Genomic DNA, 26,699 nt, shown 5'->3' with positions numbered 1-26,699 from the left:
AATGAGTAATCGGCATATTGAATTGGGTTTGACAGATGAAGATGTGTTGCAAATGTACGAGACGATGCTGATGGCACGTCGTTTAGATGAGAGAATGTGGTTACTAAACCGCGCGGGGAAGATTCCGTTCGTTATCTCTTGTCAAGGGCAGGAGGCGGCACAGGTAGGGGCTTCATTCGCTCTGAATAACGAAAAGGACTGGATCGCACCGTACTACCGTGATATGGGAGTGGTCTTACATTTTGGTATGACGCCGAAAGATTTGATGTTATCGGCTTTCGCCAAGGCGGATGACCCGAACTCCGGTGGTCGGCAGATGCCAGGTCACTTTGGCCAACGCAAGAATCGTATTTTGACAGGATCTTCACCTGTTACGACACAATTACCACATGCTGTCGGCGTAGCATTAGCCGCAAAAATGAATAAAGAGGATTTTATCACGTTCGTAACTCTTGGAGAAGGTTCTTCCAATCAAGGAGACTTCCATGAAGGTATGAATTTTGCGGGTGTGCATAAATTACCGACAGTGATTATGGTGGAAAATAATAAATATGCAATCTCCGTACCTCTTGATAAACAAATGGCCTGTGAGAATGTCTCTGATCGTGCAATCGGTTACGGTATGCCAGGTTACACTGTAGACGGAAGAGATCCGCTGACAGTGTATGAAGTGGTGAAAAAAGCGGCAGACCGAGCTAGAAACGGCGAAGGTCCGACATTAGTTGAAGCGGTATGTTATCGACTGACTGCACACTCTTCAGATGATGATCAACGCCAATACCGTGATGCAGAAGAGCTTGAAGACGAAAGAAAACAAGATCCGTTATTGTCATTTATTCAGTATCTAAAAGAAGTAAAAGTCTTGACGGATGAAAAGTACGATGAAATAGAAGAACGTGTAAAACTGCAGGTCGATGAAGCAACAGAGTATGCGGAACAGGCGGAATACGCGAAGCCTGAGCACGCATTGCGCTATGTCTATGAAGAAAAGGGGGGCGAAGCATAATGGCCGTTCGTTCATTTATAGATGCTATCAACCTGGCAATGAAAGAAGAAATGGAACGCGACGACCAAGTATTCGTACTTGGAGAAGATGTCGGCCGTAAAGGTGGCGTGTTTAAAGCAACAACTGGTCTATACGATCAGTTCGGTGAATATCGTTCGCTTGATACGCCTCTCGCTGAGTCCGCTATTGCGGGCGTTGCAATTGGTGCGGCGATGTATGGTATGCGTCCGATTGCTGAAATGCAGTTTGCCGATTTTATTATGCCGGCGGTCAATCAAATCGTATCGGAAGCGGCGAAAATCCGTTACCGTTCAAATAATGATTTTTCATGTCCTGTCGTCATTCGCGCTCCTTTTGGTGGTGGCGTTCACGGCGCTTTATATCATTCACAGTCAGTTGAATCGATGTTTGCTTCGACTCCCGGCTTGAAAATTGTCATCCCATCCACTCCTTACGATGCGAAAGGATTGCTAAAAGCGGCAGTGCGTGATGAAGATCCCGTGTTATTCTTTGAGCACAAGCGCGCATATCGGTTGATTAAAGGGGAAGTTCCTGACGATGACTACGTGTTGCCAATTGGTAAAGCGGATGTGAAGCGTGATGGGGAAGATATCACGATTATCACGTATGGTTTGTGTGTACATTTCGCACTGCAAGCTGCGGAACGATTAGCTGAAGATGATATTTCTGTCCATGTTTTGGATCTACGTACGGTCTATCCTTTAGATAAAGAGGCGATCATTGAAGCTGCTTCGAAAACAGGAAAAGTTTTATTGGTGACAGAAGATAACCTAGAAGGCAGCATCATGAGTGAAGTTTCTGCTATCATTGCAGAAAATTGTTTATTTGAATTGGATGCACCAATCAAACGATTAGCAGGACCCGACGTACCTGCCATGCCTTATGCTCCTTCTATGGAAAAGTTCTTTATGATGAATCCTGAAAAGATCGAAAAGGCAGCAAGGGATTTAGCGGAATTTTAACTAAGGAGGCGTAAGGAAATGGGCATTGAAAAAATTACTATGCCGAAACTGGGTGAGAGTGTAACCGAAGGAACTATCGAAAAATGGCTCGTCGCTCCCGGGGATACGGTAGCTAAATATGATTCACTTGCGGAAGTGACAACCGATAAAGTCACAGCGGAAGTTCCGTCTTCATTCTCTGGAATAATTAAAGAAATCATCGCAAAAGAAGGCGATACGATTGAAGTGGGCGAAACGGTTTGTTTAATTGAAATTGAAGGCGACGCGGAAGAACCCGTACACGTTTCAGCACCTACGGTAGAAACACCAGCTGCAAAGCCTGTTGACAAGCAAGTGGAAGCACCAAAAGCAAAGACGCGACCTGCAACGGGCGGTAAGGCAGCGGGCCGATTTTCTCCTGCTGTGCTGAAGATGTCTCAGGAACATGGCATTGACTTGTCTCAAGTAAGTGGCACGGGACGCGAAGGACGTATTACGCGAAAAGACATTCAAGCATTCATTGAAAGTGGCGGAGCCCAGTCGCAAAAGGGATCACAGGACGTTGTGGTTGAAGAACAATCGCAACCACAAGTGGCACCTTCGGAACAGGCGGCACCTGAACAAGCTGTCTCGTCACATGTGAAACGCGAAAACGGTGATATCGAAATTCCGGTAACGAGTGTACGTCGAGCGATCGCGAACAACATGGTACGTTCTGTAACTGAAGCGCCACACGCTTGGATGATGATTGAAGTGGACGTAACGGAACTCGTTCTGTTGCGTGATAGCGTCAAAAAAGAATTCAAAGAAAAAGAAGGATTCAATTTGACGTATTTCGCCTTCTTTATTAAAGCCATTTCACAAGCTTTGAAGGAATATCCAGAAATGAACTCGATGTGGGCAGGCGATACGATTGTCATGAAAAAAGACATCAACATCTCGATTGCGGTAGCAACGGATGATGCGTTATATGTCCCTGTCATCAAAGGAACAGATGAAAAAACGATCAAAGGCATTGGTCGCGAAATTCATGAGTTGGCCGGAAAAGTGCGCAATGGTAAGCTGAAATCGACAGAGATGCAAGGTGGTACGTTCACGGTGAACAATACTGGCTCATTTGGTTCGGTTCAGTCGATGGGGATTATCAATTATCCGCAAGCCGCTATTTTGCAAGTGGAGTCGATCGTCAAGCGTCCAGTAATTATGGACAATGGCATGATGGCCGCACGCGACATGGTCAACCTCTGTCTATCGCTTGATCACCGCGTGCTGGACGGACTCGTTTGTGGACGTTTCCTCGCACGTGTGAAAGAGTTGTTGGAAGGCATGGCTAAAGATAAGACTTCGTTATATTAAGAACCGGCAACCTCCAAACTTGGTTTTGGAGGTTGTTTTTTGGTTTTGACGGGCAATAAGTACGTGCAGTGGTTTATAGTTTGGGATTGAAGCACCGGCTCGGGATGCGTTCAGGCTGGCTTGCTTGTTACCAGTCCAATTGTACTATCTAGTGAGGAAATTTCGCTTTATGAGCGGTTAGATAAACATTATGAGCGAAAATAGTTGAGTATAGAGCGGATAAATGTGAGGTATGAGCGCGTGTGGGAAGTGAAGAGCGGTTACAGAAGAGGTATGATCACGTACACGGATTAATGAGCACAAACGAAAGGGCAATCGGATATTGATTGCCCTTTCCTCATTACCAGCTCACTAAGCTAAAATCTACACTCACGTATAAACGTCATAAATTCGTATTCTTATAATGAAACTAGACGGAAACTTCTGATTTTCCTCTTCCTTCATAACGTACTCTACGGTACACTAGAATTATTAATGGTTTTAAAAAGGGGAAGGAGCACCATTATGCCTATACATAACATGAAAACATTTACATTTACAGCCCCAAACTTTACTGAATGGAAAGAAGCGGCTGTTTTATCTCTAAAAGGAAAACCTTTTGACTCGTTGTACACAAAAACAATTGAGGGTATTGAACTCAAACCTCTTTACACCAAAGAGGATCTGGACCAATTGGAAATTTCACGCGTCACAAAGCCTGCATTCGGCTGGACTGTCGCACAACCTGTTAGTGCAACAAATGGGGAACAGTTCGTAGAGCAGATGAAAGAATCTTTGGCACGGGGGAATGAAGCGATTGCTTATAACGGATTGAAGCCTTTAGTCTGGGCTGAAGAGGACATTAAGCAAGTAGCTGAACTGATTACGCGCTATCCAATTTTATTCACAGAAGTGCAAAGCGATGATCCGATTTTACAAGCCTTTACGTATATAGAAGAAACAAAACGCAAAGACGTTACAGGAATTTGTATCAGTGCGGTTCCATTAGTACTTGAAGGATTTCCAGGAGTTCGTACAAAGGGTGCCGATTTATGGACAGCGCATCATGAAGGGGCGGACGCGGTAACTGAACTCGCGCTATCACTTTCGATCGCGGCCGAACTGGCGGAAGAAGCCACTTCGTTTGAAGAATTTACAAACAACTTTTATGCACGATTTGCTGCTGATACACACTTCTTCATGGAAATCGCGAAGTTCCGTGCGTTTCGTGTATTATGGAAATTATTCAATGAAGCATATGGCGTGGAAAACGCGAAGCAAGTGCCTTTGGTAGGGATTACTTCACTGCGTTCATACTCAAAACTTGATCCGTATGTAAACTTACTACGTGGCGGCAACGCGGCATTCTCAGCTATTTTAGGCGGAGCGGATTGGCTGACTGTACTACCGCATGATGTATTGACTGGAACGTCTCCAAGCTCGAATCGTTACGCGCGAAATATTCAATTGATTTTAAAGGAAGAAACGCATATCGATCAAGTTCTAGATCCCGCAGGCGGTTCATACTTCATCGAATCATTGACGGCAGATTTAATTCGTAAATCATGGGAGAAGTTCTTAGAGATTGATGAGAATGGCGGTTATCAAGCATTTTTGCAATCTGGCGAATTAAGCAAACTGTATGCGCAGCGTCAGAAAGAAATGGCAACGGGTAAGAAGACGTTGATCGGCACGAATGTCTATGCGGAATTGACAGAAGTGAATTATGCGAATGAATCAACCGTGACTGTATCCAAACGCTTGTCGGAGCCTTTTGAAAATATTCGTTCCAAACAACAAGAAGAGTTGCCGAAAACGGTTTTGCTTAACTTTGGTGCATTGAAAGACTATAAACCTCGTGCGGATTTCGTCAGTGGATTCTTGGCAGTTGGCGGTATCGAAGCGATATGGAGTCCTTCTTTCGAGTCAAACGATCAAGCGCTCAGTTGGATCGAGGAACAACAGCCTGATTATGCAGTAATTTGTGCATCGGCTGCGGATACTGAAGAAGTCGTTACAAACTTCTTGGCTTCCTATAAAGGGAATTGTCCAATCGATACAGCGGGTAAATATCCATCAGAAACAGCAGATCAGTGGCTTGCCAATGGATTGAATGGTTTCATTTTCGCAGGACAGGATAAGATTGACAAGCTGAATACTATTATTATGCAGACTAAAGGAGGCCGTTCCGTTGAGTAAACCTGATTTCCGTAAAGTGAATATAGAGCAATCACTCAATGAACTCTCACAGCAAACATCGTCAAAAGTGAATTTTTTAACGAATGAAGGAATCGATGTAGCGCCCATCTATACAGCAAAAGATATTGAAAACACGGAGCATTTGAAAGACTTCCCAGGCATCGCGCCGAACACGCGTGGACCGTATCCGACGATGTACGTAGCGCGTCCTTGGACAGTTCGTCAGTATGCTGGATTTTCTACAGCAGAAGAGAGTAACGCATTTTACCGACGGAATTTGGCGATGGGACAAAAAGGACTTTCAGTAGCGTTCGACCTTGCGACTCACCGCGGTTATGACTCTGATCATCCTCGTGTAACAGGTGACGTAGGTAAAGCGGGGGTTGCGATCGACTCCATTGAAGATATGAAGATTTTATTCGCGGGTATTCCTCTCGATCAAATGTCGGTATCGATGACAATGAACGGCGCGGTATTGCCAATCATGGCATTTTATATCGTAGCGGCTGAAGAGTCTGGTGTACATCCTGAGAAACTTTCTGGTACGATACAGAATGATATTTTGAAAGAGTATATGGTTCGGAACACGTATATCTTCCCACCGGCGATGTCCATGCGAATCATTGCGGATATTTTCTCGTATACGTCCGAGAATATGCCGAAATTCAACTCGATTTCGATCTCAGGTTACCATATGCAAGAGGCGGGAGCCACTGCGGATATCGAGCTTGCGTATACACTTGCAGACGGCTTGGAATATGTTCGTACAGGTTTGAAGGCGGGTATCGATATCGATTCATTCGCACCTCGGTTGTCCTTCTTCTGGGCGATCGGTATGAACTACTATATGGAAATAGCGAAAATGAGGGCGGCACGGAAGATCTGGGCGCAGATGATGCAATCGTTTGAACCGAAGAACCCAAAGACACTCGCATTACGTACGCACTCCCAAACGTCAGGCTGGAGTTTGACGGAGCAAGATCCATTTAACAACGTAACCCGCACATTAGTTGAAGCAAATGCATCATCCATGGGTCACACGCAATCACTACACACCAACGCATTGGATGAAGCCATCGCGTTACCGACCGATTTCTCGGCTCGTATTGCACGGAATACACAATTGTTCTTACAAGAAGAGACGATGATGACAAAAGTAATTGACCCTTGGGGCGGTTCATACTATGTGGAAAAATTAACAGAAGAGTTAATGGAGAAAGCATGGGAATTAATCGGTGAAATTGAGTCACTTGGTGGCATGGCAGAAGCGATTGAAACAGGCTTACCGAAAATGAAAATTGAAGAGGCTGCGGCTAAGCGCCAGGCGAAAATCGATTCGAAAGCGGAAACGATTGTCGGCGTCAATAAGTATCGTTTGGATACCGAAGATGCGATTGATATTCTGGATATCGACAACACGTTGGTACGTCAGAAGCAAATTGACCGCATCAACGATATGAAGGACAAGCGTGATGAGAATAAAGTTCAGGCGACGCTGATAGCGATCACGGAAGCGGCTAAGAGTGGTGAAGGAAATCTTCTTGCATTAGCAGTTGACGCCGCAAGAGCGCGCGCAACAATCGGTGAGATTTCGGATGCGATTGAATCAGTATCTGGTAGACATAAGGCGGTGATCCGTTCAGTGAGTGGTGTATATAGCTCAAACTTCTCAAATGAAGAAGAGATCCAAGAAGTGAAAGATATGACAGATGAGTTCTTGGAAAATGAAGGGCGTCGTCCACGTATTTTAGTTGCGAAGATGGGTCAGGACGGACATGACCGTGGAGCGAAAGTTATCGCATCTTCATTCGCTGACTTGGGCTTCGACGTGGATATCGGTCCTTTATTCCAGACACCTGAAGAGACAGCTTTGCAGGCGGCGGAAAATGATGTGCACGTCATTGGGGTAAGTTCACTGGCGGCAGGTCATAAAACATTGGTACCCACATTGCGTGAAGAACTAAAGAAAATCAATCGTGAAGATATTTTAGTCGTTGTAGGTGGCGTGATTCCTGCACAGGATTATGATTTCTTGCGCAAGAATGGTGCAGCTGCAATCTTTGGCCCGGGTACAGTCATTCCAGTGGCGGCACAAAAAGTCATTGAGGAAATTTACCGACAGCTCGGCTATGAGGAAGTGACGGATTGACAGAAAAACAAAACGGACGAGATGAATCAGCCATGCATGTGATGCGCGGAATAGAATCCACACATGATGGATTTGTTGCCTCTTCACGTAAACGCTTTGTTAAAAAAGATCCATCTCATAAATACTTGGATGTATTGCAACAGGAAATAGAAAATGGTTCTCGCTTGTATTTAGCACGTGGTATAACGTTGCTTGAAAGTACAAAGCCTAGCGATAAGAAGGTCGGTCAGGAAGTGTTGACTAGCCTTCTGCCGAAAACGGGGAACTGTATCCGAATAGGTATTACAGGCGTTCCGGGTGCTGGAAAAAGTACATTCATCGAGGCGTTCGGTCTAATGCTAGCGGATATGGGTCATAAAGTGGCGGTACTCGCAATTGACCCGAGTTCAACGCTGACTGGCGGGAGTATTTTAGGTGACAAGACGCGTATGGAGGAGTTGGCACGGCATAAGAATGCTTTTATCCGCCCTTCTCCGTCAGCCGGTACACTCGGTGGTGTGCATAAGAAATCTCGCGAAACGATGCTGCTTTGTGAAGCGGCGGGATACGATGTCATTTTGATTGAAACCGTAGGGGTTGGCCAAGGCGAAACGATTGTACGTGGAATGGTCGATTATTTCTTATTGCTAGTGCTGACTGGTGCTGGTGACGAACTACAAGGAATGAAAAAGGGCATCATGGAACTGACGGATGGTATTGTCGTGCATAAGAATGACGGTGCTAATAAACCGCTAGTCAAGAAAACGGTGCGTGAATATACACGAATTATGCATATGCTGCAACCTGCTTCGCCTGAATGGACGTCCAGAGTACAACCGGTTTCTTCTATAGAAAAGACCGGCTTGGAAGCGGTATGGGAAACGGTTTTGGAGTTTGAGAAAGAAATGAAAGATAAGAATCATTGGGACACAAGACGTCAGCATCAGACACGCGATTGGTTCCATGCGATGATCCGTGATCACTTGATTGATTCATTTTTCTCGGAGCAAGGACGAAAAACGCAAGTGAAGGCACTTGAGGAAGAATTGCTCGACGGTCATTTAACTGTAACTGGAGCAATTGACCGATTGTTTTCTTCTTAATTCCTGTAGGGATATGCTATGATTGAAGAGGATAGTCTAATTAGTATCAGGGAAGTGTTAAAGCGAAACTGAAGAGGCCATCACAATTATAGAGTATGAGAGAGGAGATATTGTAAAATGACTATGAACTTTGATTTTTACATGAACGATATGACGAACCAAGCGAGATCCGAAATGGAAGCGAGCGGCTACAAGCAGTTGAAAACACCTGAGGACGTAGAGGAAGCATTCAAGCAACCTGGTACGACATTAGTCATGGTTAACTCCGTTTGTGGATGCGCTGGCGGAATCGCTCGTCCAGCAGCTGCACACGCAGTACATTATGACAAGCGTCCGGACCACTTGGTAACGGTATTTGCTGGACAAGACAAAGAAGCAACTGCACAAGCACGTATGCACTTCGGTGAAGATCACATTCCATCTTCTCCATCATTCGCTTTGCTAAAAGACGGCAAACTGATCGGTGAAGTAGGACGTTTTGAAATCGAAGGACATGACCCGATGTCAGTTGTCGTGAATCTTCAGGAACAATTTGAAGAGCACTGCGAAGAACTGTAATAAACTAAAGCGGAATGCGCCGTCTAGTCTCGACAGACGCTGGAGGTCCTGAAGCAAAAGGCCGAACTTGCCTTTTGAATCAGGACTGAAGCGATCCGAGAGACTGGCGCATGTAGCTCGAAGGCAATAAAAAACAGTTCGCATATTTTCCTATGCGAACTGTCATTTACATTATAAGAACATGCTGAGACCCATGACCATAGTAGATGCGATCATGGCGACGATCATCAAGTAGACAACTGTTTTTTGAATTTTTTTATTACTCATGCAGCAAAGCTCCTTACGCGTTGGAATTGGTTTGATTCTATTTTAACAGAAATAAGGATTTTCACAACTGGAATGGCTGGTATGTGTTCTTATAGTAGAATCGTAGTAAAAGGGGAATGTGCTATGAATAAGGTAGATCATATAGGGATTGCTGTAAAAAGTATAGATGAATCAGTTAATTATTACATAGATACACTCGGATTGACAGTCATTGCTATTGAAGAAGTTGCTAGCCAAGGGGTTAAAGTGGCGTTCATTGATGCACATAACGTCAAGATCGAGTTACTTGAACCGATGACGGAGACAAGTCCCATTGCGAAGTTTATTGAAAAACGCGGTGAAGGGGTTCACCATATCGCTTTTGGTGTAACGGATATTCGTTCAAGAATGAAGGAATTGGAAGAGAAGGGCGTTCAACTACTTTCAGATCAACCTAAACCAGGTGCTGGCGGAGCAGAAGTGGCATTTCTGCATCCAAAATCATCATACGGCGTGCTCTATGAATTATGTGAAAAGACTAAGGGGGAATACTAGATGAACATTTACGATAAAATTAATGAACTTTATGATAAGAAACGCGAAATCGAGTTGGGTGGCGGCGATGAGCGAATCATGAAGCAACACGAAAAAGGTAAACTTACAGCACGTGAACGTATTGACATACTACTTGATGAAGGTACTTTCGTAGAGTTGAATCCATTCGTTGTTCATCGTACACGTGATTTCGGCATGGACAAGCTAGAAGGACCTGGCGACGGTGTCGTAACAGGTTACGGTAAAATCCACGGACGCCCTATCTATCTATTCTCCCAAGACTTCACGGTATTTGGTGGAGCACTAGGTGAAATGCACGCAATGAAAATTGCCAATGTAATGGATTTGGCTGCGAAAAACGGTGCACCATTCATCGGTCTTAACGATTCGGGTGGCGCACGTATCCAGGAAGGTGTATTATCTCTCGACGGATACGGTGAAATTTTCTACCGTAACGCGATCTATTCCGGAGTTATTCCACAAATTTCTGTTATCCTCGGGCCTTGTGCAGGTGGCGCGGTGTATTCGCCAGCGATCACAGATTTCGTCATTATGACGGATAAAACGAGTCAGATGTTCATCACAGGACCAAAAGTGATTGAAACGGTTACAGGAGAGAAAATTACTTCCGAAGATTTGGGTGGCGCGAAAGTTCACAACACGATTAGTGGTAACGCGCATCTCCGTGGGGCAAGTGAAGAAGAAGTATTAGAAAAAACACGCGAATTATTGACATATTTGCCACAGAATAACACAGAAAAGACACCTGTTCAGCCATTTGAAGAACAAGATGATTATCGTCCAGATTTGGCGGATACAGTACCTTACGAAACAATTCGTCCTTATGACGTACGAAAAGTATTGGAGCAAGTAGTGGATGAAGGATCATTCTTCGAAATTCAGCCTGAATTCGCAAAGAACGCGGTAGTTGGCTATGCACGCATGAAAGGTGAGACAGTTGGATTTGTTTGTAACCAGCCAAAAGTAATGGCGGGTGGACTAGACATTAACTCTTCTGATAAAATTGCACGTTTCATACGTACATGTGACTCATTCAATATTCCATTGATCACATTTGAAGATGTTACAGGATTCTTCCCAGGAATCAAACAAGAGCATGGCGGAATCATTCGACACGGAGCGAAGATTTTGTATGCATACTCGGAAGCAACTGTGCCAAAAATCACTTTGATCTTGCGTAAAGCTTTCGGTGGCGCATACGTAGCCCTGAACTCTAAATCAATCGGTGCAGACTTAGTCTTCGCTTGGCCAAACGCAGAAGTAGCCGTAATGGGTGCTGAAGGTGCGGCGAACATCATCTTCGCGCGCGATATCGCAAGCAGTGAAAATCCGGAAGCAACTCGTACAGCAAAAATCGAAGAATACCGTGAAAAGTTTGCGAATCCATACGTTGCCGCTTCACACGGCATGATCGACGATGTCATTGACCCACGCGAAACGCGTATTAAATTGCTTCAAGGACTTGAAATGATGCGCAATAAGCACGAAGATCGTCCGAAGAAAAAGCACGGCAACATACCTCTATAATCAAAGGAGTCTTTCATCTTGAATACACAACGATTACTTCAAGAATTTTTGGAGTTAGTAAAAATTGATTCTGAAACTAAAAACGAACGAAATATTGCAGATATTCTTACGAAAAAATTGCAGGAACTGGGTTTTGACGTAACGGAAGATGATACAGCGGAAAAGACAGGACATGGAGCGGGCAATTTAATTGCCAACTTGCCAAGTACAGTGGCTGACGCGGATCCGATCTTCTTCACATGTCATATGGATACGGTAGTTCCAGGACGATCCATTCAGCCAATCGTCAAAGAAGATGGATATATCTACAGTGACGGTACGACGATTTTAGGTGCAGACGATAAAGCAGGAATTGCCGCTTTACTCGAGATGGCGAAAGTGATCCAAGAGTCAGACAAGCCGCATGGTCCGATCCAGTTTATTATTACAGCTGGTGAAGAAAGCGGATTAGTAGGCGCGAAAGCGATGAATCCTGACTACCTACAAGCGAAGTATGGCTTCGCGATCGATAGTGACGGAGAAGTAGGCGGTATTGTTACAGCTGCTCCTTATCAGTCGAAATTATGGACGACAATCTATGGAAAAACAGCTCACGCTGGTGTTGCTCCTGAAACAGGAATTTCTGCGATCTCACTCGCTGCTAAATCTATTGCGGGCATGAAACTTGGCCGAATAGATGAAGAGACGACTGCAAATATCGGCCGTTTTGAAGGTGGAAAAGCAACGAATATCGTTTGTGAAGAGGCTTTCATTTTATCGGAAGTTCGTTCGATCAATCCAGATAAAATGAAGAAACAAATCGATTTAATGGTCGAGAAATTTGCCACGACATCTAAATCTTTAGGTGGCAAAGCTGAGACGACAACAGAACTCATGTATCCTGGTTTCTCAATTGGAGATGACGAAGAAGTCGTGCAAGTCGCGATGAAGTCCATCCGCAACGTAGGACGTGAGCCGAAGATCATGACAAGCGGCGGCGGAAGTGACGGCAACGTCTTCAACGGTATGGGCGTTCCTACTGTGACATTGTCTGTTGGATATGAAGAGATTCATACGAAAAACGAACGCATGCCGGTAAAAGAGCTGGAAAAACTGACGGAATTAGTACTTGAGATTGTCGGTCAGGCAATCCACACAGTGTAACAGTCTCAACAAAGAGCCTTGAAAGAAGGTATAACTATGCAAACTGTGATTGTGCGGACAGGCAATGAAGAATATGCACTTCCAGTAGAATCGGTGATATCCATTGAGAAACTGGACTATGTCACACCGATACCTCACCTTCCAACGTATTTACTTGGGCTGATGAAATCCCGTGGCGAACTAGTGCCTATTCTGGATTTAAGTCAGATTCTTTATCATCAGGCGACACCACGCGATGTTGAATCCCATGTAGTGGTCGTGAAAACGGATCAGTTGGAAGTTGGTTTACTCGTGCTAGATGCAAAAGAGATCCTTGAATTGCCAGAAGATCGGTTAACATCTACTGCATTAAAAGCGTATTCCAAAACGCCTTATTTTGTAACAGTAGCCAATCTAGAGGACCGTGTAGTGACTGTCATCGATCCCAATATCATGACGGATTCACTCCACGGCATGGATGAAATCTCTAGTTATATGAAAGAACAACAGCAATCAAATTAGTAGGCAAACAGAACATATATTTGATAAAATGGAAAGAGTGGCAGACAGAAGTCGGTTTGCCGCTTTTTCCTATTACATAATTATTTCCTGGGAAAGATAGGTGTTGATATGACGGGTCCGATCATCTCTAATCCACGAGTCATTATGCATCTTGATATGAACAGCTTCTTTGCCTCAGTTGAACAAGCTGCGAATCCTTCATTAAAAGGAATCCCTCTGGCGGTCGCGGGCAACCCGAAAGAACGCAGAGGAATTCTCGTAACCTGTTCATATGAGGCAAGGGCATTTGGCGTTTACACGACGATGACGGTAGGAGAAGCTAAACGACTTTGTCCGGATTTAACGATCGTTCCGCCAAGGCATGACTTATACAGACAAATGTCAAATTCGGTTTTTGATATTTTGCGAAGCTATACCGAATGGGTCGAACCTGTTTCCATTGATGAAGCGTATATCGATACGACCGATATTGGTGGATTGACACGTGCGTATGACTTGGCACAAGAAATTCAAATGCGAATTTTAGCAGAACTGGATCTACCTTGTTCGATTGGAATTGCACCGAATAAGTTCCTTGCGAAAACAGCATCTGATTTTAAAAAACCAATGGGCATTACCATTTTACGTAAACGAGAAGTGCCGAACATGTTGTGGCCATTACCAGTCATTGAAATGCATGGCATCGGCAAACGGACGGAAGAGAAATTGCATAGTAAAGCTATTAAAACGATAGGTGACTTGGCTACTGCCGAAAAAATCACGTTGGAAGCGCTACTTGGTAAAAATGGTTTACGCCTTAAACAACGGGCAAACGGGATCGATACACGACCCGTTGATCCCGAAAGTGCGGAAGAACGTAAAAGCATCGGTAGTTCTACTACGTTGCCTGTTGATCTAACAGAACTAGAAGATTGTATTCCGATTTTTGAACGGCTTGCGAAACGAGTAGCGGGACGACTGGAAACGAAACGGTTAGCCGGAATGACTATCAGTATTCAAATGCGCTATGCCGACTGGCAAAATACCACAAGAAGTAGAACGCTCCAACAAGCCATCTATCTTGAGGAAGATATTACAGAAGTAGCCATTCAATTATTCCAGCAACATTGGGACTACGAGCCCATTCGCTTGCTAGGCATTACAGCGGCGAATGTCATAGAACGATCTGAAATGGTTAAGCAACTGACATTCGATAATTTTGAGCAGCAACAAAAGGAATACGAAATGGATCAATTGATGTCGAGTCTGACGCAGCGTTTCGGAGATGGTATTATTAAAAAAGGATGTACGAAGAAATAGGCAGGAGGCAATGGATGTGGATATAGAATTTCTTGGGACAGGTGCAGGGATGCCGTCAAAACAGCGCAATACATCCGCACTCGTTCTGGATTTGACAGATGAAAATAAGGAAAACTGGCTATTTGATTGTGGCGAAGCGACACAGCATCAATTGCTACACAGCTCGATCAAGCCGAAGAAGATTACGAAAATCTTCATTACACATTTGCATGGCGACCATATTTTCGGATTACCGGGATTTCTCAGCTCACGAGCATTTTTAGGTGGGGATGATCCAGTTGATATTTACGGTCCCGCGGGATTGAAAGAGTGGCTACAGCACACCTATAAATTGACGGGAACGTACTTGCCTTACAAGTTGAATGTGCATGAAATCCACGATGGTATGATTCTCGAGACAGATGAATTCAAAGTCTATGCCAAAGAAGTCCAACACGTCATTCAAAGTTTTGGCTTCCGTATTGAACAGAAAGAGTTACCAGGTACATTATTGATCGACAAAGCGATGGAACAAGGCGTTCCGAAAGGCCCGCTGTTGCAGCGCTTGAAAGACGGTTTTGACGTAGAGCTCGAGAATGGGCAGACAGTCTACAGTCAAGATGTTACGACAGATAAGAAAAAAGGCTTCGTCATTACGGTCATTGGAGATACATCGTACTGCCAAGCTTCGGTTGAACTGGCACAAGACGCTGATATTTTGATCCATGAAGCGACGTTTACGGATGAGTATGCAGCAGGCGCAAAAGAATTCGGTCATTCAACAATTGTCGAAGCAGCAACTATTGCGAAAGAAGCGAATGCGAAAAACCTTATAGCCAACCATATAAGCGCGCGTTTCATGCCAAGTGAAATGCTGGCATTCTTAGCTGAAGGTACCGAAGTATTTGAGGCGATTTCGATTGCAGATGATTTTACGCGTTATCAGTGGAAACACGGAGAATTAATAAAGCTTGCGAACAATTAAAAGGCTATCCAAGAAGTCGCCATGCCAGTGACTTTTTGTGATAGGCCTTTTTTTGATTAATGTAAATGTGTTAAATGGAACGAGGGGCTCTATGTTGCCGCGTATTCGCTCATAACGATCCGTGTTCCGCTCATTAAAAAAGACGCTCGGGGAAATCATTTTCCCCGAGCGTCGAATTCTTATATTATTTCACAGTGCCCAATTGACGTGAACGGTTTTCCGCACTGATCAAGCAGTCCGAAATAATGGTCTTGAAGTTGTGGTCTTCTAGCGATCGCAAACCGGCTGCTGTCGTGCCGCCAGGGCTCGTTACATTTTCCCGTAATATACTAGGCTCTTCGCCCGTTTTCTTCAACATCGATGCAGCACCGTAGATTGTTTGAACGATCAATTCACGTGCAGCCGCTGCATCTAGGCCTCGCGCTACCGCAGCTTCTTCCATTGCCTCCACTAAATAGTAGATATACGCAGGGCCGCTACCTGAAAGGGCTGTGACCGCATGCAAATCATCTTCTTCGACGACTTTAACAATACCGATTGCACTCAGTAAGCTCAAAATGGATTGTTGCATTCTTTCTGAAACCGCATCATTAAACGCAATCCCACTAGCTGATTTTCCAATTGTCGCAGATGTATTCGGCATCGAGCGTGCAATCGGACGTTTGCCGAGGCCACTCTCAAATGTATCGATGGAAATCCCTGCGATGACGGAGAGAACCGTCGTATTTTCCCCAAGGTAAGGTGCAATATCATCCATCACGTTCTCTACATCTTTCGGCTTTGTTGCGAGCACTACTAAGTCGACTTTTTTAATGAAATCTCGGTCTTCACATACTTTCGTAATACCGTAACGCGACTCTAGTTCATCTAAACGTTCAGCATCTGAACGATTCATGACATAGACATTGTCTTCATATATGACTCGTTTTTTAATAATCCCTGCAATAATTGCTTCTGCCATTTGACCGGCGCCTACAAATAAAATCTTTTCCATGTCTAACATCCTCCCCAAATAAAAAAACGCTCCCGTCCTATGTTTCAGGACGAAAACGCTCGGTTTCCGCGGTGCCACCTAAATTTGCTGTTTACGACAGCACAACTTCAAGTCTTCTTTATCGCAGAAGGTACGGTCGTGTTTCCACGACAGCTCGGAAGGAGGTTCGAAGGGGAGTGGGATACATGACTTGCAGCCTCGGCCATGCTCTCTGCTATCCGTCACCCGTCTACTGATCTTCCTCAATGCCCGTTTCATACTATTTCCATGATTATGTCACGTACTAAATGAAATGTCAAACTACCGCTAGCTGCCGACGAATAAATAGATGATGAATAAAACGATCAGAATCGAAATGACCAACGAAACGATCTTCATCGCGCTCACCGGATAATTCCCGGACACTTTTCCCGTTTGTCCATTGACGATGAATTGATAAACTTTTTCCTTGAAATAAAAAGAGGAAATCCAAATCGGCAATAAAATATGTTTGTATGTAATTTCGGTATAATCTGTCGAAACATTGACTACTTGTACGATATCTCCGGCTACGCTGCCTTCGATCCCGTTGACGATTCCTCTAGTCATCACGTCTTTTGCCTGCTCAAATCCTTGTTGTAATGAAACAGAATAGCGCTCAGCAAGGAAGCCAGACATATATTCCACTTTATAATCGGTAAGACTCGTTAATTGGAAAGGCTGTACTTTCTGCAACAATTTTGGATCGACTGTGCTGGACGCTTTGATAAGAATATCATCAAAAAATTCACGATAATTACCGCTTTCCTGATGCCAACGGATTTTTTGCACTTGCTCGGTCACTTGTCTCGCCTTACCATCCTCATAGACCGTCCGTGTTTCGGTGACATAATAGTAATTCCCGACACGTACGACATAGTGTGACTGTGTCTGACTATCATACGTCCAGTAAGGCAAATAGGCGCCGGATATTTTATTCATTCGATAATTTTTCTTCAATGCGTTCGGTGCGAAGAAGTGCCCTTTGATCCAGTCCTTGAACTTCGTTTGCGCCTGTTCCTCGGAAACTTGAAACGGAATCAATAACCCCGGTTGTATACCGGCATCGTGATTCGTAACCGATATGTGAGAAGATCCGCAAAACGAACAGAAATCCGCGACGATATGTGCGTCTAGTACGGATTCAGCTCCACAACTGCTGCAGGAAAAAACACGTTTCTCTTCATTCCATAGATGTTGAAGATTATTTCCCGCTTCCTTGAAATTCAGTTCCACATGATGGTCGAACGTTGCTTCGATCGGCATTTCGTGACTACAAAAAGGACATTTTAAGCCGCGTGTTTCCGGATGATATTCTGTGTTGGCGCCACAAGAAGGGCATTTGATATTTTCAGTATCTTCTACAACTGTGTGTTGTTCATCAAATGAAGTCAACGTCCATCCCTCACTTTTCGTCTAACATCTCACCACATTCTGCGCAGAATTTCGCACCCGGCAGATTGGCATGTGAGCAAGCAGGACATTTTTTCTCGGTGACTTGAGATGTACCGCAGTGACTGCAGAACTTCGCGTCTTTTGGAATCATAGTTTCACATTTAACGCATGGTACTTTATCCGTTTCAACTGATTTTCCGCATTGACCGCAGAACTTGGCATCGGCGTTGATCGTGGCCTGACAATGTGGACAGGATTTTGTTGCAACTTGTGGTTGGGGTTGCTGCTGTTGGTTCTGATTCATCGCATTTGCCATGACTTGACCCATACCCATACCAGCCCCCATCCCGACACCTGCGCCCGCCATGCCACCTTCGTTCTGTGCTGCATCGCGCATCGCTTCAGCCACCTGATATTGCTGATATTGTTGCATATTGCCGAGCACGCCCATAGAGGTACGTTTGTCCATCGCTTCTTCTACTTCTTTTGGTAGTGACAAATTCTCGATATAGAGTGATGTGATCTCGAAACCAAATGCAGCAAAACGAGACATCATCTTCTCTTTGCCTTTTTCGCTTAATTCGTCGTAATGCATCGACAGATCAAGCGCAGGTATTTGAGATTCTGCGAATAAATCGGATAATCCAGAAATGATCATTTTCTTTAGATGACCTTCAACGGAATTCGTGTCATATGAACTGTTCGTTCCAAATAGTTCCCGCAAAAATACTGTAGGATCCGACACGCGATACGAATAAATTCCGTAACCACGAAGGCGGATCATACCGAAATCTGGGTCACGCATCATAATGGGGTTCGATGTGCCCCATTTTTGATTGATGAATTGCTTCGTATTAATGAAATATACTTCCGCTTTAAATGGTGAATCAAAGCCGTATTTCCATGACTTCAACTTCGTCAGGATGGGCATATTCTGCGTATACAAAATATGACGTCCTGGTCCAAACACATCCGCAATTTCTCCTTCATTGACGAAGACCGCGACTTGCGACTCCCTGACCGTCAGCTCTGCACCCATTTTAATTTCATTATTATGCACGGGAAATTGATAAACTAACGTGTTGGCATCCTGTGCTTGCCATTCGATTACTTCGATAAATTGGTTCTTGAACATATTAAAAAATCCCATTGTCATCCCTCCAACTCGACATCATTATGTACATCATGTAATTTCTTGTAGTATACCATACGAAGAATAGACAAAATGGTTTCATTTTGTGCGAAATATCTTTCGGTAAATGAACAATCAAGACGTGACGCACATGGAAATAAGGAGTACAATAGACTGAACAGTCATTCATTTAATAGGGGGAACAGAAGATGATCACAAAAATGAGTACGCCTACGCCATTTGCGGTAGGTGACGTGAATTGCTTTTTACTTAAAGGCGACACGCTAACGTTGGTAGACGCGGCAACAAAAACGCCAGAAGCGCGTGAAGTGTTGCAGATGAAATTAAAAGAAATGGGCTATACATTCCATGATATAGAGCAAGTTTTCGTCACGCATCACCATCCCGATCACTGCGGATTGGTTGAGATGTTTGATCGCGCGGAAATTCTTGGTCATCCGTATTTAAACTACTGGCTAACACGCGATGCAGAGTTTATGGATCGTCATGATCGTTTCTATGAACAATCATTAATAGAAGAAGGCGTGCCGGAGCAATATATGAAATGGGTGAAGCGCTTCCGTCGATCAGTCGATTTAATGGGAGGGCGTCCCGTCGATCGCATGATGTATGAAGGTGACGATCTTCCGGGACATCCAGGCTGGAAAATCCAAGAGTCTTTAGGTCACGCGCAAAGTCATTTATCGTTATTCAATGAAAGGGAAGGCATTCTGATCGGTGGCGATTTGTTGCTCGAGAAAGTGTCATCCAATCCATTAATAGAGCCACCGTTTAAGAAAGAGCACGGACGTCCGAAGTCATTGCTTCAATACAATGCATCACTAAAACGTTTGTTGGATTTACCGGTATCACTCGTGTACGGAGGTCATGGCGGAGAGATTACCAATGCTCATGAACTAATAACTGAACGCTTGGCGAAGCAGCACGACCGCGCCATGAAAGTACTCGCTATGTTAGATGAATCGAAAACGGTCTTTGACGTAACGAAACTATTATTCCCAGCTGTTTATGAAAAAGAGTTGGGACTGACGCTGTCTGAAACGATTGGGCAGCTAGATTATCTAGTGGCGGCAGAATTAATTTCTGAAATGGCTGATTCAGCAGGAGTTCATCATTATGTCCGACTCTAAATGCGTGCTGATCACAGGAGCGACGAGTGGAATTGGGTTTGAACTAGCAAAACGTTTGGCGAAGTTAAACGATTATCGTGTGATTGCGACAGGTCGCAATGCGAAGGTGTTAGAAGAGTTACGCGTATTTGGGGTTGAAGGATACTGTGCAGATCTTCGAGACACCAAGCAGCTCGATTGGCTAGTTTCTAGCATTGGAACACCTGACCTCATCGTATTTTCTGCTGGAGTAGGGAAGTTCCACCTGGCCCATGAGACGACCGATGAAGACATGTCCGCCATGCTCGAGACAAATGTACTCGTGCCGATGCAACTAACCGCGCGTGTAGTACCTGCAATGATCAAACGCAAGCATGGACATCTCGTCTATATCGGTTCACAGGCAGGGAAAGTAGCAACGCCAAAAACATCGGTCTATGCCGCAACGAAACACGCGCTAATTGGCTACACGAATGCCGTACGTATGGAAGTCGCGCCCTATGACGTCGATGTATCCGTTATCCATCCAGGGCCGATTGATACACCGTTTATCGAACTCGCGGATGTCACAGGCGGCTACAAACAAGCTATGGGTAGCCAGTTGTTGACGGTGGATACGGTGGTGCGTGCTGTTATGGAAACCATCGAACGACCTAGACGCGAAGTGAATTTACCAAAAATTACAGGTCTGACAAGCAGGCTGTATGCGTTAGCACCTAGCGTAGTAGAAACTATCGGGAAGTCATTTTTCTATAAGAAGTAAGAAGACGTGTAGAGCGCTGTTGCTAGAGGTCGTAACAATACGACTTGTGGCGACGGCGCTTTTTGAAATGGGAGAGAAAAAATATGTGGTGTTACTGGACTCCATACGTCGCTGGCCAATAGGAAAGCGTCCACCTGGAACGTCGATCAACAGTTCCATCCCACACTTTTTCACCTCGAGTTAAAAGTAATATTATTATGTAAACTAGAATAAATTTCAAATAAAGAAGTTGGAATATTCTATCATGAATGCTATAGTGGACATGATAGGGTTCACATATTAGACATAAATTACATATCTCAGACATGTTGCCAAGACTACTAAGATAAGACACCCTGACGCCATTCTGAGTGGATTCTTTCACAGTGAATTTCATTATGAACGGAGGAAAGGGTGAGATTCGTATGTTAGCTAAAGAACACGAACAAAACATTTGGAAATACGCATTTGCCAGCGTCGCCGTCACGGTCAGTTCTCTTGGCTTTGGACGGATGTCGTATGGAATTATTATGCCTTTCATGAAAGAGAACCTCGTAATGTCTTATAAACAAGCTGGACTGCTCGCAACGACGGTATCGATTGGCTATTTGATGATGGTGATCTTTGTAGGATTGCTGGTGACTAAATACGGGGCAAAAAAGCTCGTGATTTTTGGAACGGGACTCGTTTCATTCGGACTATTTATGTTATCGTTCATCGCAGGCTATGGCTGGACACTTTTCGCTATGCTATTGCTCGGAATTGGGACCGCCTTCACTTATACACCGCTCATTACGATACTCGTCGGCTGGTTTCCGAGAAAGCGCGGCATGCTTATCGGATTTCTTGTCAGTGGCATGGGATTAGGAACGCTAATTTCAGGCGCATTAATTCCATTTTTCACCACATGGTTCGGTGATTTGGGCTGGCGCTATCTATGGTTCTTCTATGGCGCTGTGTCGATCGTATCTATTGTGATTGCGATGATTATTTTGCGTGATCCACCGATTCCGTTACTCCCTAAGGAAACGCAGAAACGTTCATTCTGGATGAAAGTGTACTTCAATAAACGTGTACTTCGTGTCGCATTCATCTATGGACTTGTCGGATTCGCATATTTAGTACCGCAAAGCTTCTTGTTCAGCTATATTCTCGAAGTAGGACTGACGAAGTTCCAGGCAGGACAGATTATGGCGATCAGTGGAATCATGACAATTTTCAGTGGACCTTTATGGGGTGGAGTTTCTGATCGTATCGGACGAAAATCTGCATTGCTTGCGACACTTGGAATTGGTGCAGTTTCACTTCTCATTCCTGTTATTTTCCCAGTATATATTGGACTCATCGTCAGTCAATTCCTCTGGGGGGCGACAATTGTCGGAATGCTGTCGCTCTGCCAAGCGTTATCTACAGAACAAGTTCATCCGACGTACGCACCTGTTGCACTAGGCTATGTAACGTTCTTCTTTGCAGTAGGACAGTTGCTCGGGCCGGGCATCGGTGGCTGGATCATCGACCGTTTCCAGCAGATCCCACTCGCGCTAATTATGTGCAGTGTACTACTCGCTTTGGCGTTCTTACTATCGATTCGAATGAATTCACATGCGGTAGATGTAGATGTGACGGCATTGGAAGCGAAGCCTGTTTTAAAAAGTCTATGTCTGGAAGAGGCTTCTGCTGAGGAATTGTGAATCTTGTGGAAGTTGTCGTATGGTCAACCGAAATTAGACTTCATCCATATGCTTCTTACTGCACATGAGATATGTAAACATATACTAGAAGAAATATAGGCGCTGACGTTCCGGTAATGGAATGTCAGCGCCTTTTGAAAAATAAAATTTTACTTATCTTGAAATAGTCTTAGTTAACCATACTTTTTATGAAGGGTTGATTTCAGTGTAGAATTTTTCCGATATACAGTACAATAATAGAAATGCTCTATATGTGTAATTAGGAGGTTACTGATGTGTTTAAAGTCGTAAATGAAAAAAAGTCACAATTAGATGCTGCTCGTCCCTTGCCTAAATATACGTTAAAAAGTTTACGAGAAAAGTTATTTCTAGAGTGGACATACAATTCGAATGCCATTGAAGGAAATACATTAACTATGAACGAAACGAAAGTGGTTCTTGAAGGGATTACGATTGGTGGTAAAACACTAAGAGAACATTTAGAGGTAATCAATCATCGTGACGCTATTACGTATGTCGAAGAAATTGTCCAAATGAAAGAAACACTTTCAGAATGGCAAATAAAAAATTTACATCGTCTAGTTCTGAAAGGAATTCATGATGAGTATGCAGGTGTATACCGTCAAGAACAAGTCTTTATTGCTGGAGCTACACATAGACCGCCTGCACATTATCTGATTCAAGAAAAAATGGATCAAATGATGAATTGGTATCGTAACGAAGGCGTCGATCTTCATCCTGTAGAGCGTGGGGCTATGTTGCATGCTATTTTTGTTGGCATCCATCCCTTTATTGATGGAAATGGGCGTACCTCAAGACTGTTGCTTAATTTAGAACTCATGAAAGAGGGGTTTCCTCCAGTCGTTATTAAGGTGGAAAATCGATTGGCTTATTATGATGCACTTGATAAAGCGCATACAACAGAAGATTATAAAGATTTCATAGCATTGGTAGAACATGAAGTAGAAGACTCTCTCGACTTATATCTAAGTACAATAAGTTAAAATCCCTCCATATAGAAGTACCCTGTTCAGTTCACTTGTAAAAAACGCAATTACACAACAAAGAGTCCCTTTTTTTAGAATAGGGACTCTTTGTTATGTAACTCTGTAGTAACCTTTGAGGCTGAAAAACAAAAGTATTAGATGGCTTATTTGCTGATGAATTAACGCGTATTCAATAACTGTTGTAACTCTGCTAATATAAGTTCTAAATTCACTGTTGATTTGGAGGTTTGGAATTTTAATTGATAGCAAGTAATCAAATGTAAACTAAAGTTCTGCTTAGTCAAAAGTAGGAATAGCTTATATACGTGGCGGATTGTAAGTTACCAGTTAAATGCAGCAACGTATAAGTACCGCCACAGAAAGTGATTAGGTTGTGGGGTACTTTACGATAAATCGAAAAAGACGAACGAAAAATGAGAGATACTTACTACATGCACACTAAAATAAAATGGTTTATTTGGCAGAAAAAACCAATGAACTACTTGTTTTATAAAGGATAATTATAATCCGTATTTAACTTTCTGACTTTCGGATAAACGATCTGGATTACGATAAGTCATAACTGTACACTTACATCCAATACTGTGCCTTAATATATCCCCTCTTTTTGCATTCTTTACTCTGATAGCTTCAATTTTACAAAGAGTTGATCCACCTGTACCGTTAACTAAAAATACAGAACTAGAAAACTCTCTGTTCTTAAAATCAGATTTCCCTTTTTTATATTCTCTATTCCAGTATGCTGTAGTACTCAGGTGTCGCATCAAAATTTCTAATTTCTTTTTCTCGAACATTACTTGTTTCTTTTCTTTTACAGGAAATTCGATAGTAAGTCCAGTTTCCGTAGAATGAATATATCCAGCGCGTTCAAGTTCTATAGCACCCCTATTATAATAAAAAGATTCTATATCTTTCCCTTTTTTTAAGTTCCTTTTTCTACCTATTGCGTTATAGGAAGTTAGAAGTACTCTAGCATCAAGTGATAGTGAATAAAACTTTTCTTTATATTCTTCATGGTTTATTCGTTTATTAAATTCAATTTTTATAAAATAATGAAGTTCGTATTGTTCGGGATTATTAGACGCTTTAACACGTATCATTTCATCGTCAAATTCATTCCATCCATAATCTTTAAACATCAAAAAAGCCATTAAAACATAATTTGCATTTATACCATTTAATGTATACCAACAAACTTCTCTATGGATCAAATCTACATCCTCTTTATCAATTTTATCTAATGGGATAATAATTTCTTTTGCAGCCTTATATCCATCATAATTCAAACCAAAAAAGTTAGAGGCAACTTCAATTTCTTTTTTATCCTTCGCAAAACTTTTTACTAAGTGTTCATTACTTTTTGTTATCCATTTAATGGAAGTTACAATATCGTCATTTTCAAAGTAGTCTCTTGCCTTCTGATAATATTCACCACTTTTCCGTATGTGGAACTCTTTGTCGTTCTGAAACGTAGTGTCTCCTATAGGTTCAAGATTTGTTGGCATACTAGATTTGAAAATGTTCTTTAATATTTTTTTAACAAAGCAAATACCTCACTTTAACATTATCTGGTTATATCGTTTTTAAATAATATCTATGCAATACAAAATATATTTATGAAAGCTGAAGCGTATGTTATATAGAATAAAATAGCACATCTTCATTAACCAATATTACCACTTTGAGGAGTAAATAGGATGCCTAAATTATAGGGGTGGATCTATGTCAATATCCTGGACACAAAAATGTTAAGTCGTTGTCAGAAACGTCATCCATTAACGGATACAGGAAGTACAACAGTCCATGGATGTCGTTCCCGAAAAATGTGTAGGTAGGGTGAATCGAAGTCCTAATATCATCCTCCGATCATGCAGCTACCTGTCTGCACAGATCCTCTATTTGTTGCGGTGTTAAGTAATCAATCGCCCCATGAATCCGTTTTCTATTGTACCAGGATTCAATGTACTGAAAGAGGGCAATTTGTGCTGCTTCAAAGTCTATATAGGTCGTTTGATAGACTTCTTCCTTTTTTAATGTGGCATGAAATGACTCGATGCAGGCGTTGTCATAAGGGCAGCCTTTTCGACTGAAGGAGTGTTCGGTTTTCGCTGCTTCTACTGCTTTTTCAAAGTCTTCGCTTGTATATTGGCTACCTAAATCGGTGTGAAGAATCAGGCCCTCTTCAGGCTGTTGGACCTCAATTGCTTTCGTTAATGCTTGTAAGACAAGTTCGGTTGTCATGGACTTGGAAAAAGAATAACCGACAATTTTCTTCGTGTGTAAGTCAAGGACAGAAGCTGGGTAGCACCAACCATTTTTCAGCGTGTGGATATATGTGATATCCGCAACCCATTTCTTATTGATTGTAGTGGTTTCAAAATCCTGTTCCAATAGGTTGTCACGCTCTTCTATTTGGCTTACCGATGAAGCTGGACGATATTTCTTCGTGATGATAGATCGGATTCCCTCTGCTTTCATGATGCGCTGAACACGTTTCAAACTGACATTGAAGCATTCCTTTTTGAGAAACTGATGGATTTTAGGCGCACCGAAGCGGCCTTTACTCTCCGCTTGAATGATTTTTATGCGCGCTAAAATTGCCTCGTTCTCCATTGCGTGCGTTGATTGCAATTTATGGAAGGATTGATAATATGTACTTCTTGGCATGTCTAGCACGTCACATAAAACTTGAACCGGATGGTTCTCCTTTTCCTGTTCGATATGGTCGATAATCTCTTGGTCGGTCACTTTTTCGCGAATATGGTCATAGCCTTTTTTAGGATTTCGACATCCTGTTGAAGGCGAAGGTTTTCCTTTTGAATCTCTGCAATTTCAGCAGGAGTTAAACCGCCTCCATTGCAATTGGGGAATGAGCTTTGATCCATTTATAGATTGTTACTTCAGATACACCATATTCGTGGCTGGGATCACTCACGGATGTTCCAGACCTGTAGAGTTCGACGATTGTTTGTTTGAATTCCTGGTTATAACGTTTTTCTTTCATTCCGGACACGTCCTCTCTATTTATTAAGATAGAGACTTA

Annotated in this window: 22 protein-coding genes and 1 pseudogene; 17 read left to right on the top strand and 6 right to left on the bottom strand. The window is 43.1% G+C overall.

Annotated elements, in window-relative coordinates; translation table 11 throughout:
- Nucleotide 1: 1 nt before the first annotated feature.
- The 7 genes from CSV75_RS04045 to CSV75_RS04015 all read left to right on the top strand — a co-directional run bounded on the left by CSV75_RS04045 (nucleotide 2) and on the right by CSV75_RS04015 (nucleotide 9,291).
- Nucleotides 2-1,006 carry a thiamine pyrophosphate-dependent dehydrogenase E1 component subunit alpha gene (locus CSV75_RS04045; RefSeq protein ID WP_099674845.1) on the top strand — a complete coding sequence of 335 codons (1,005 nt, stop codon included), beginning with the start codon at nucleotides 2-4 and terminating at the stop codon, nucleotides 1,004-1,006.
- A complete protein-coding gene (locus CSV75_RS04040) occupies nucleotides 1,006-1,989 on the top strand; it encodes an alpha-ketoacid dehydrogenase subunit beta (RefSeq protein ID WP_099672203.1) in 984 nt (327 codons plus the stop codon). Before CSV75_RS04045 ends, CSV75_RS04040 begins: the two co-directional genes overlap by 1 nt.
- Nucleotides 1,990-2,007: 18 nt before the next feature.
- Entirely contained in the window at nucleotides 2,008-3,324 is a 1,317-nt protein-coding gene (locus tag CSV75_RS04035) for a dihydrolipoamide acetyltransferase family protein (RefSeq protein WP_099674844.1), read from the top strand.
- A gap of 504 nt (nucleotides 3,325-3,828) precedes the next feature.
- Nucleotides 3,829-5,502, top strand: coding sequence for a methylmalonyl-CoA mutase family protein (locus CSV75_RS04030; RefSeq protein WP_233191586.1), 1,674 nt, complete (start codon nucleotides 3,829-3,831; stop codon nucleotides 5,500-5,502).
- On the top strand, nucleotides 5,495-7,651 hold the full coding sequence (scpA, locus tag CSV75_RS04025; RefSeq protein WP_099674842.1) for a methylmalonyl-CoA mutase: 2,157 nt from the start codon (nucleotides 5,495-5,497) through the stop codon (nucleotides 7,649-7,651). The genes CSV75_RS04030 and scpA overlap by 8 nt, the downstream gene beginning before the upstream one ends.
- Nucleotides 7,652-7,683: 32 nt before the next feature.
- A complete protein-coding gene (gene meaB / locus CSV75_RS04020; RefSeq protein WP_099675332.1) occupies nucleotides 7,684-8,733 on the top strand; it encodes a methylmalonyl Co-A mutase-associated GTPase MeaB in 1,050 nt (349 codons plus the stop codon).
- 117 nt (nucleotides 8,734-8,850) lie between these two features.
- Nucleotides 8,851-9,291, top strand: a complete 441-nt coding sequence (locus CSV75_RS04015) for a BrxA/BrxB family bacilliredoxin (protein ID WP_099628904.1) — start codon at nucleotides 8,851-8,853, stop codon at nucleotides 9,289-9,291.
- 171 nt (nucleotides 9,292-9,462) lie between these two features.
- Here CSV75_RS04015 and prli42 read toward each other — a convergent pair whose 3' ends face one another.
- Nucleotides 9,463-9,558: a stressosome-associated protein Prli42 gene (gene prli42 / locus CSV75_RS16215; RefSeq protein WP_155979530.1), complete on the bottom strand. Its 96-nt coding sequence runs from the start codon at nucleotides 9,556-9,558 to the stop codon at nucleotides 9,463-9,465.
- Nucleotides 9,559-9,681: 123 nt separating this feature from the next.
- Between prli42 and mce the strand changes: the two genes are divergently transcribed.
- The 6 genes from mce (at nucleotide 9,682) to rnz (ending at nucleotide 15,547) form a co-directional block, all read left to right on the top strand.
- Nucleotides 9,682-10,092: a methylmalonyl-CoA epimerase gene (mce, locus tag CSV75_RS04010; protein WP_099674841.1), complete on the top strand. Its 411-nt coding sequence runs from the start codon at nucleotides 9,682-9,684 to the stop codon at nucleotides 10,090-10,092.
- Nucleotides 10,093-11,640: an acyl-CoA carboxylase subunit beta gene (locus CSV75_RS04005; protein WP_099674840.1), complete on the top strand. Its 1,548-nt coding sequence runs from the start codon at nucleotides 10,093-10,095 to the stop codon at nucleotides 11,638-11,640.
- Nucleotides 11,641-11,658: 18 nt separating this feature from the next.
- Entirely contained in the window at nucleotides 11,659-12,783 is a 1,125-nt protein-coding gene (locus CSV75_RS04000) for a M20/M25/M40 family metallo-hydrolase (protein ID WP_099674839.1), read from the top strand.
- Between the two features lie 36 nt (nucleotides 12,784-12,819).
- Entirely contained in the window at nucleotides 12,820-13,284 is a 465-nt protein-coding gene (locus tag CSV75_RS03995) for a chemotaxis protein CheW (RefSeq protein ID WP_199171295.1), read from the top strand.
- 108 nt (nucleotides 13,285-13,392) lie between these two features.
- Nucleotides 13,393-14,583, top strand: a complete 1,191-nt coding sequence (locus CSV75_RS03990) for a DNA polymerase IV (protein WP_099674838.1) — start codon at nucleotides 13,393-13,395, stop codon at nucleotides 14,581-14,583.
- A 16-nt stretch (nucleotides 14,584-14,599) separates the two neighbouring features.
- A complete protein-coding gene (rnz, locus tag CSV75_RS03985; RefSeq protein WP_099674837.1) occupies nucleotides 14,600-15,547 on the top strand; it encodes a ribonuclease Z in 948 nt (315 codons plus the stop codon).
- A gap of 184 nt (nucleotides 15,548-15,731) precedes the next feature.
- Here rnz and proC read toward each other — a convergent pair whose 3' ends face one another.
- From proC to CSV75_RS03970, 3 genes are all read right to left on the bottom strand, one after another.
- A complete protein-coding gene (gene proC, locus CSV75_RS03980) occupies nucleotides 15,732-16,541 on the bottom strand; it encodes a pyrroline-5-carboxylate reductase (RefSeq protein WP_099674836.1) in 810 nt (269 codons plus the stop codon).
- A gap of 306 nt (nucleotides 16,542-16,847) precedes the next feature.
- Nucleotides 16,848-17,954 (bottom strand): TFIIB-type zinc ribbon-containing protein, encoded by a 1,107-nt coding sequence (locus CSV75_RS03975; protein WP_099674835.1) that lies wholly within the window; start codon nucleotides 17,952-17,954, stop codon nucleotides 16,848-16,850.
- 10 nt (nucleotides 17,955-17,964) lie between these two features.
- Nucleotides 17,965-19,104 carry an SPFH domain-containing protein gene (locus tag CSV75_RS03970; RefSeq protein WP_099674834.1) on the bottom strand — a complete coding sequence of 380 codons (1,140 nt, stop codon included), beginning with the start codon at nucleotides 19,102-19,104 and terminating at the stop codon, nucleotides 17,965-17,967.
- A gap of 191 nt (nucleotides 19,105-19,295) precedes the next feature.
- On the opposite strand from CSV75_RS03970, the gene CSV75_RS03965 reads away from it, so the two are divergent.
- The 4 genes from CSV75_RS03965 to CSV75_RS03950 all read left to right on the top strand — a co-directional run bounded on the left by CSV75_RS03965 (nucleotide 19,296) and on the right by CSV75_RS03950 (nucleotide 23,653).
- Nucleotides 19,296-20,237, top strand: a complete 942-nt coding sequence (locus CSV75_RS03965; protein WP_099674833.1) for an MBL fold metallo-hydrolase — start codon at nucleotides 19,296-19,298, stop codon at nucleotides 20,235-20,237.
- The gene (locus tag CSV75_RS03960) at nucleotides 20,224-20,979 is read left to right on the top strand and encodes an SDR family NAD(P)-dependent oxidoreductase (protein WP_099674832.1); all 756 of its coding nucleotides are present in this window, start codon (nucleotides 20,224-20,226) and stop codon (nucleotides 20,977-20,979) included. Before CSV75_RS03965 ends, CSV75_RS03960 begins: the two co-directional genes overlap by 14 nt.
- A 404-nt stretch (nucleotides 20,980-21,383) precedes the next feature.
- The gene (locus tag CSV75_RS03955; protein WP_158231585.1) at nucleotides 21,384-22,649 is read left to right on the top strand and encodes a YbfB/YjiJ family MFS transporter; all 1,266 of its coding nucleotides are present in this window, start codon (nucleotides 21,384-21,386) and stop codon (nucleotides 22,647-22,649) included.
- Between the two features lie 275 nt (nucleotides 22,650-22,924).
- Nucleotides 22,925-23,653, top strand: a complete 729-nt coding sequence (locus tag CSV75_RS03950) for a Fic family protein (RefSeq protein WP_099674830.1) — start codon at nucleotides 22,925-22,927, stop codon at nucleotides 23,651-23,653.
- Between the two features lie 503 nt (nucleotides 23,654-24,156).
- Here CSV75_RS03950 and CSV75_RS03945 read toward each other — a convergent pair.
- Both CSV75_RS03945 and CSV75_RS03940 read right to left on the bottom strand, forming a co-directional pair.
- The gene (locus CSV75_RS03945) at nucleotides 24,157-25,161 is read right to left on the bottom strand and encodes a hypothetical protein (RefSeq protein ID WP_099674829.1); all 1,005 of its coding nucleotides are present in this window, start codon (nucleotides 25,159-25,161) and stop codon (nucleotides 24,157-24,159) included.
- Nucleotides 25,162-25,522: 361 nt separating this feature from the next.
- Nucleotides 25,523-26,660: pseudogene (locus CSV75_RS03940) on the bottom strand (IS3 family transposase).
- Nucleotides 26,661-26,699 lie beyond the last annotated feature (39 nt).

It is taken from the genome of Sporosarcina sp. P18a (assembly GCF_002743135.1).
In the GTDB taxonomy this organism is placed as follows: Bacteria; Bacillota; Bacilli; order Bacillales_A; family Planococcaceae; genus Sporosarcina.
This window is presented reverse-complemented; position numbering and strand designations above follow the sequence as displayed.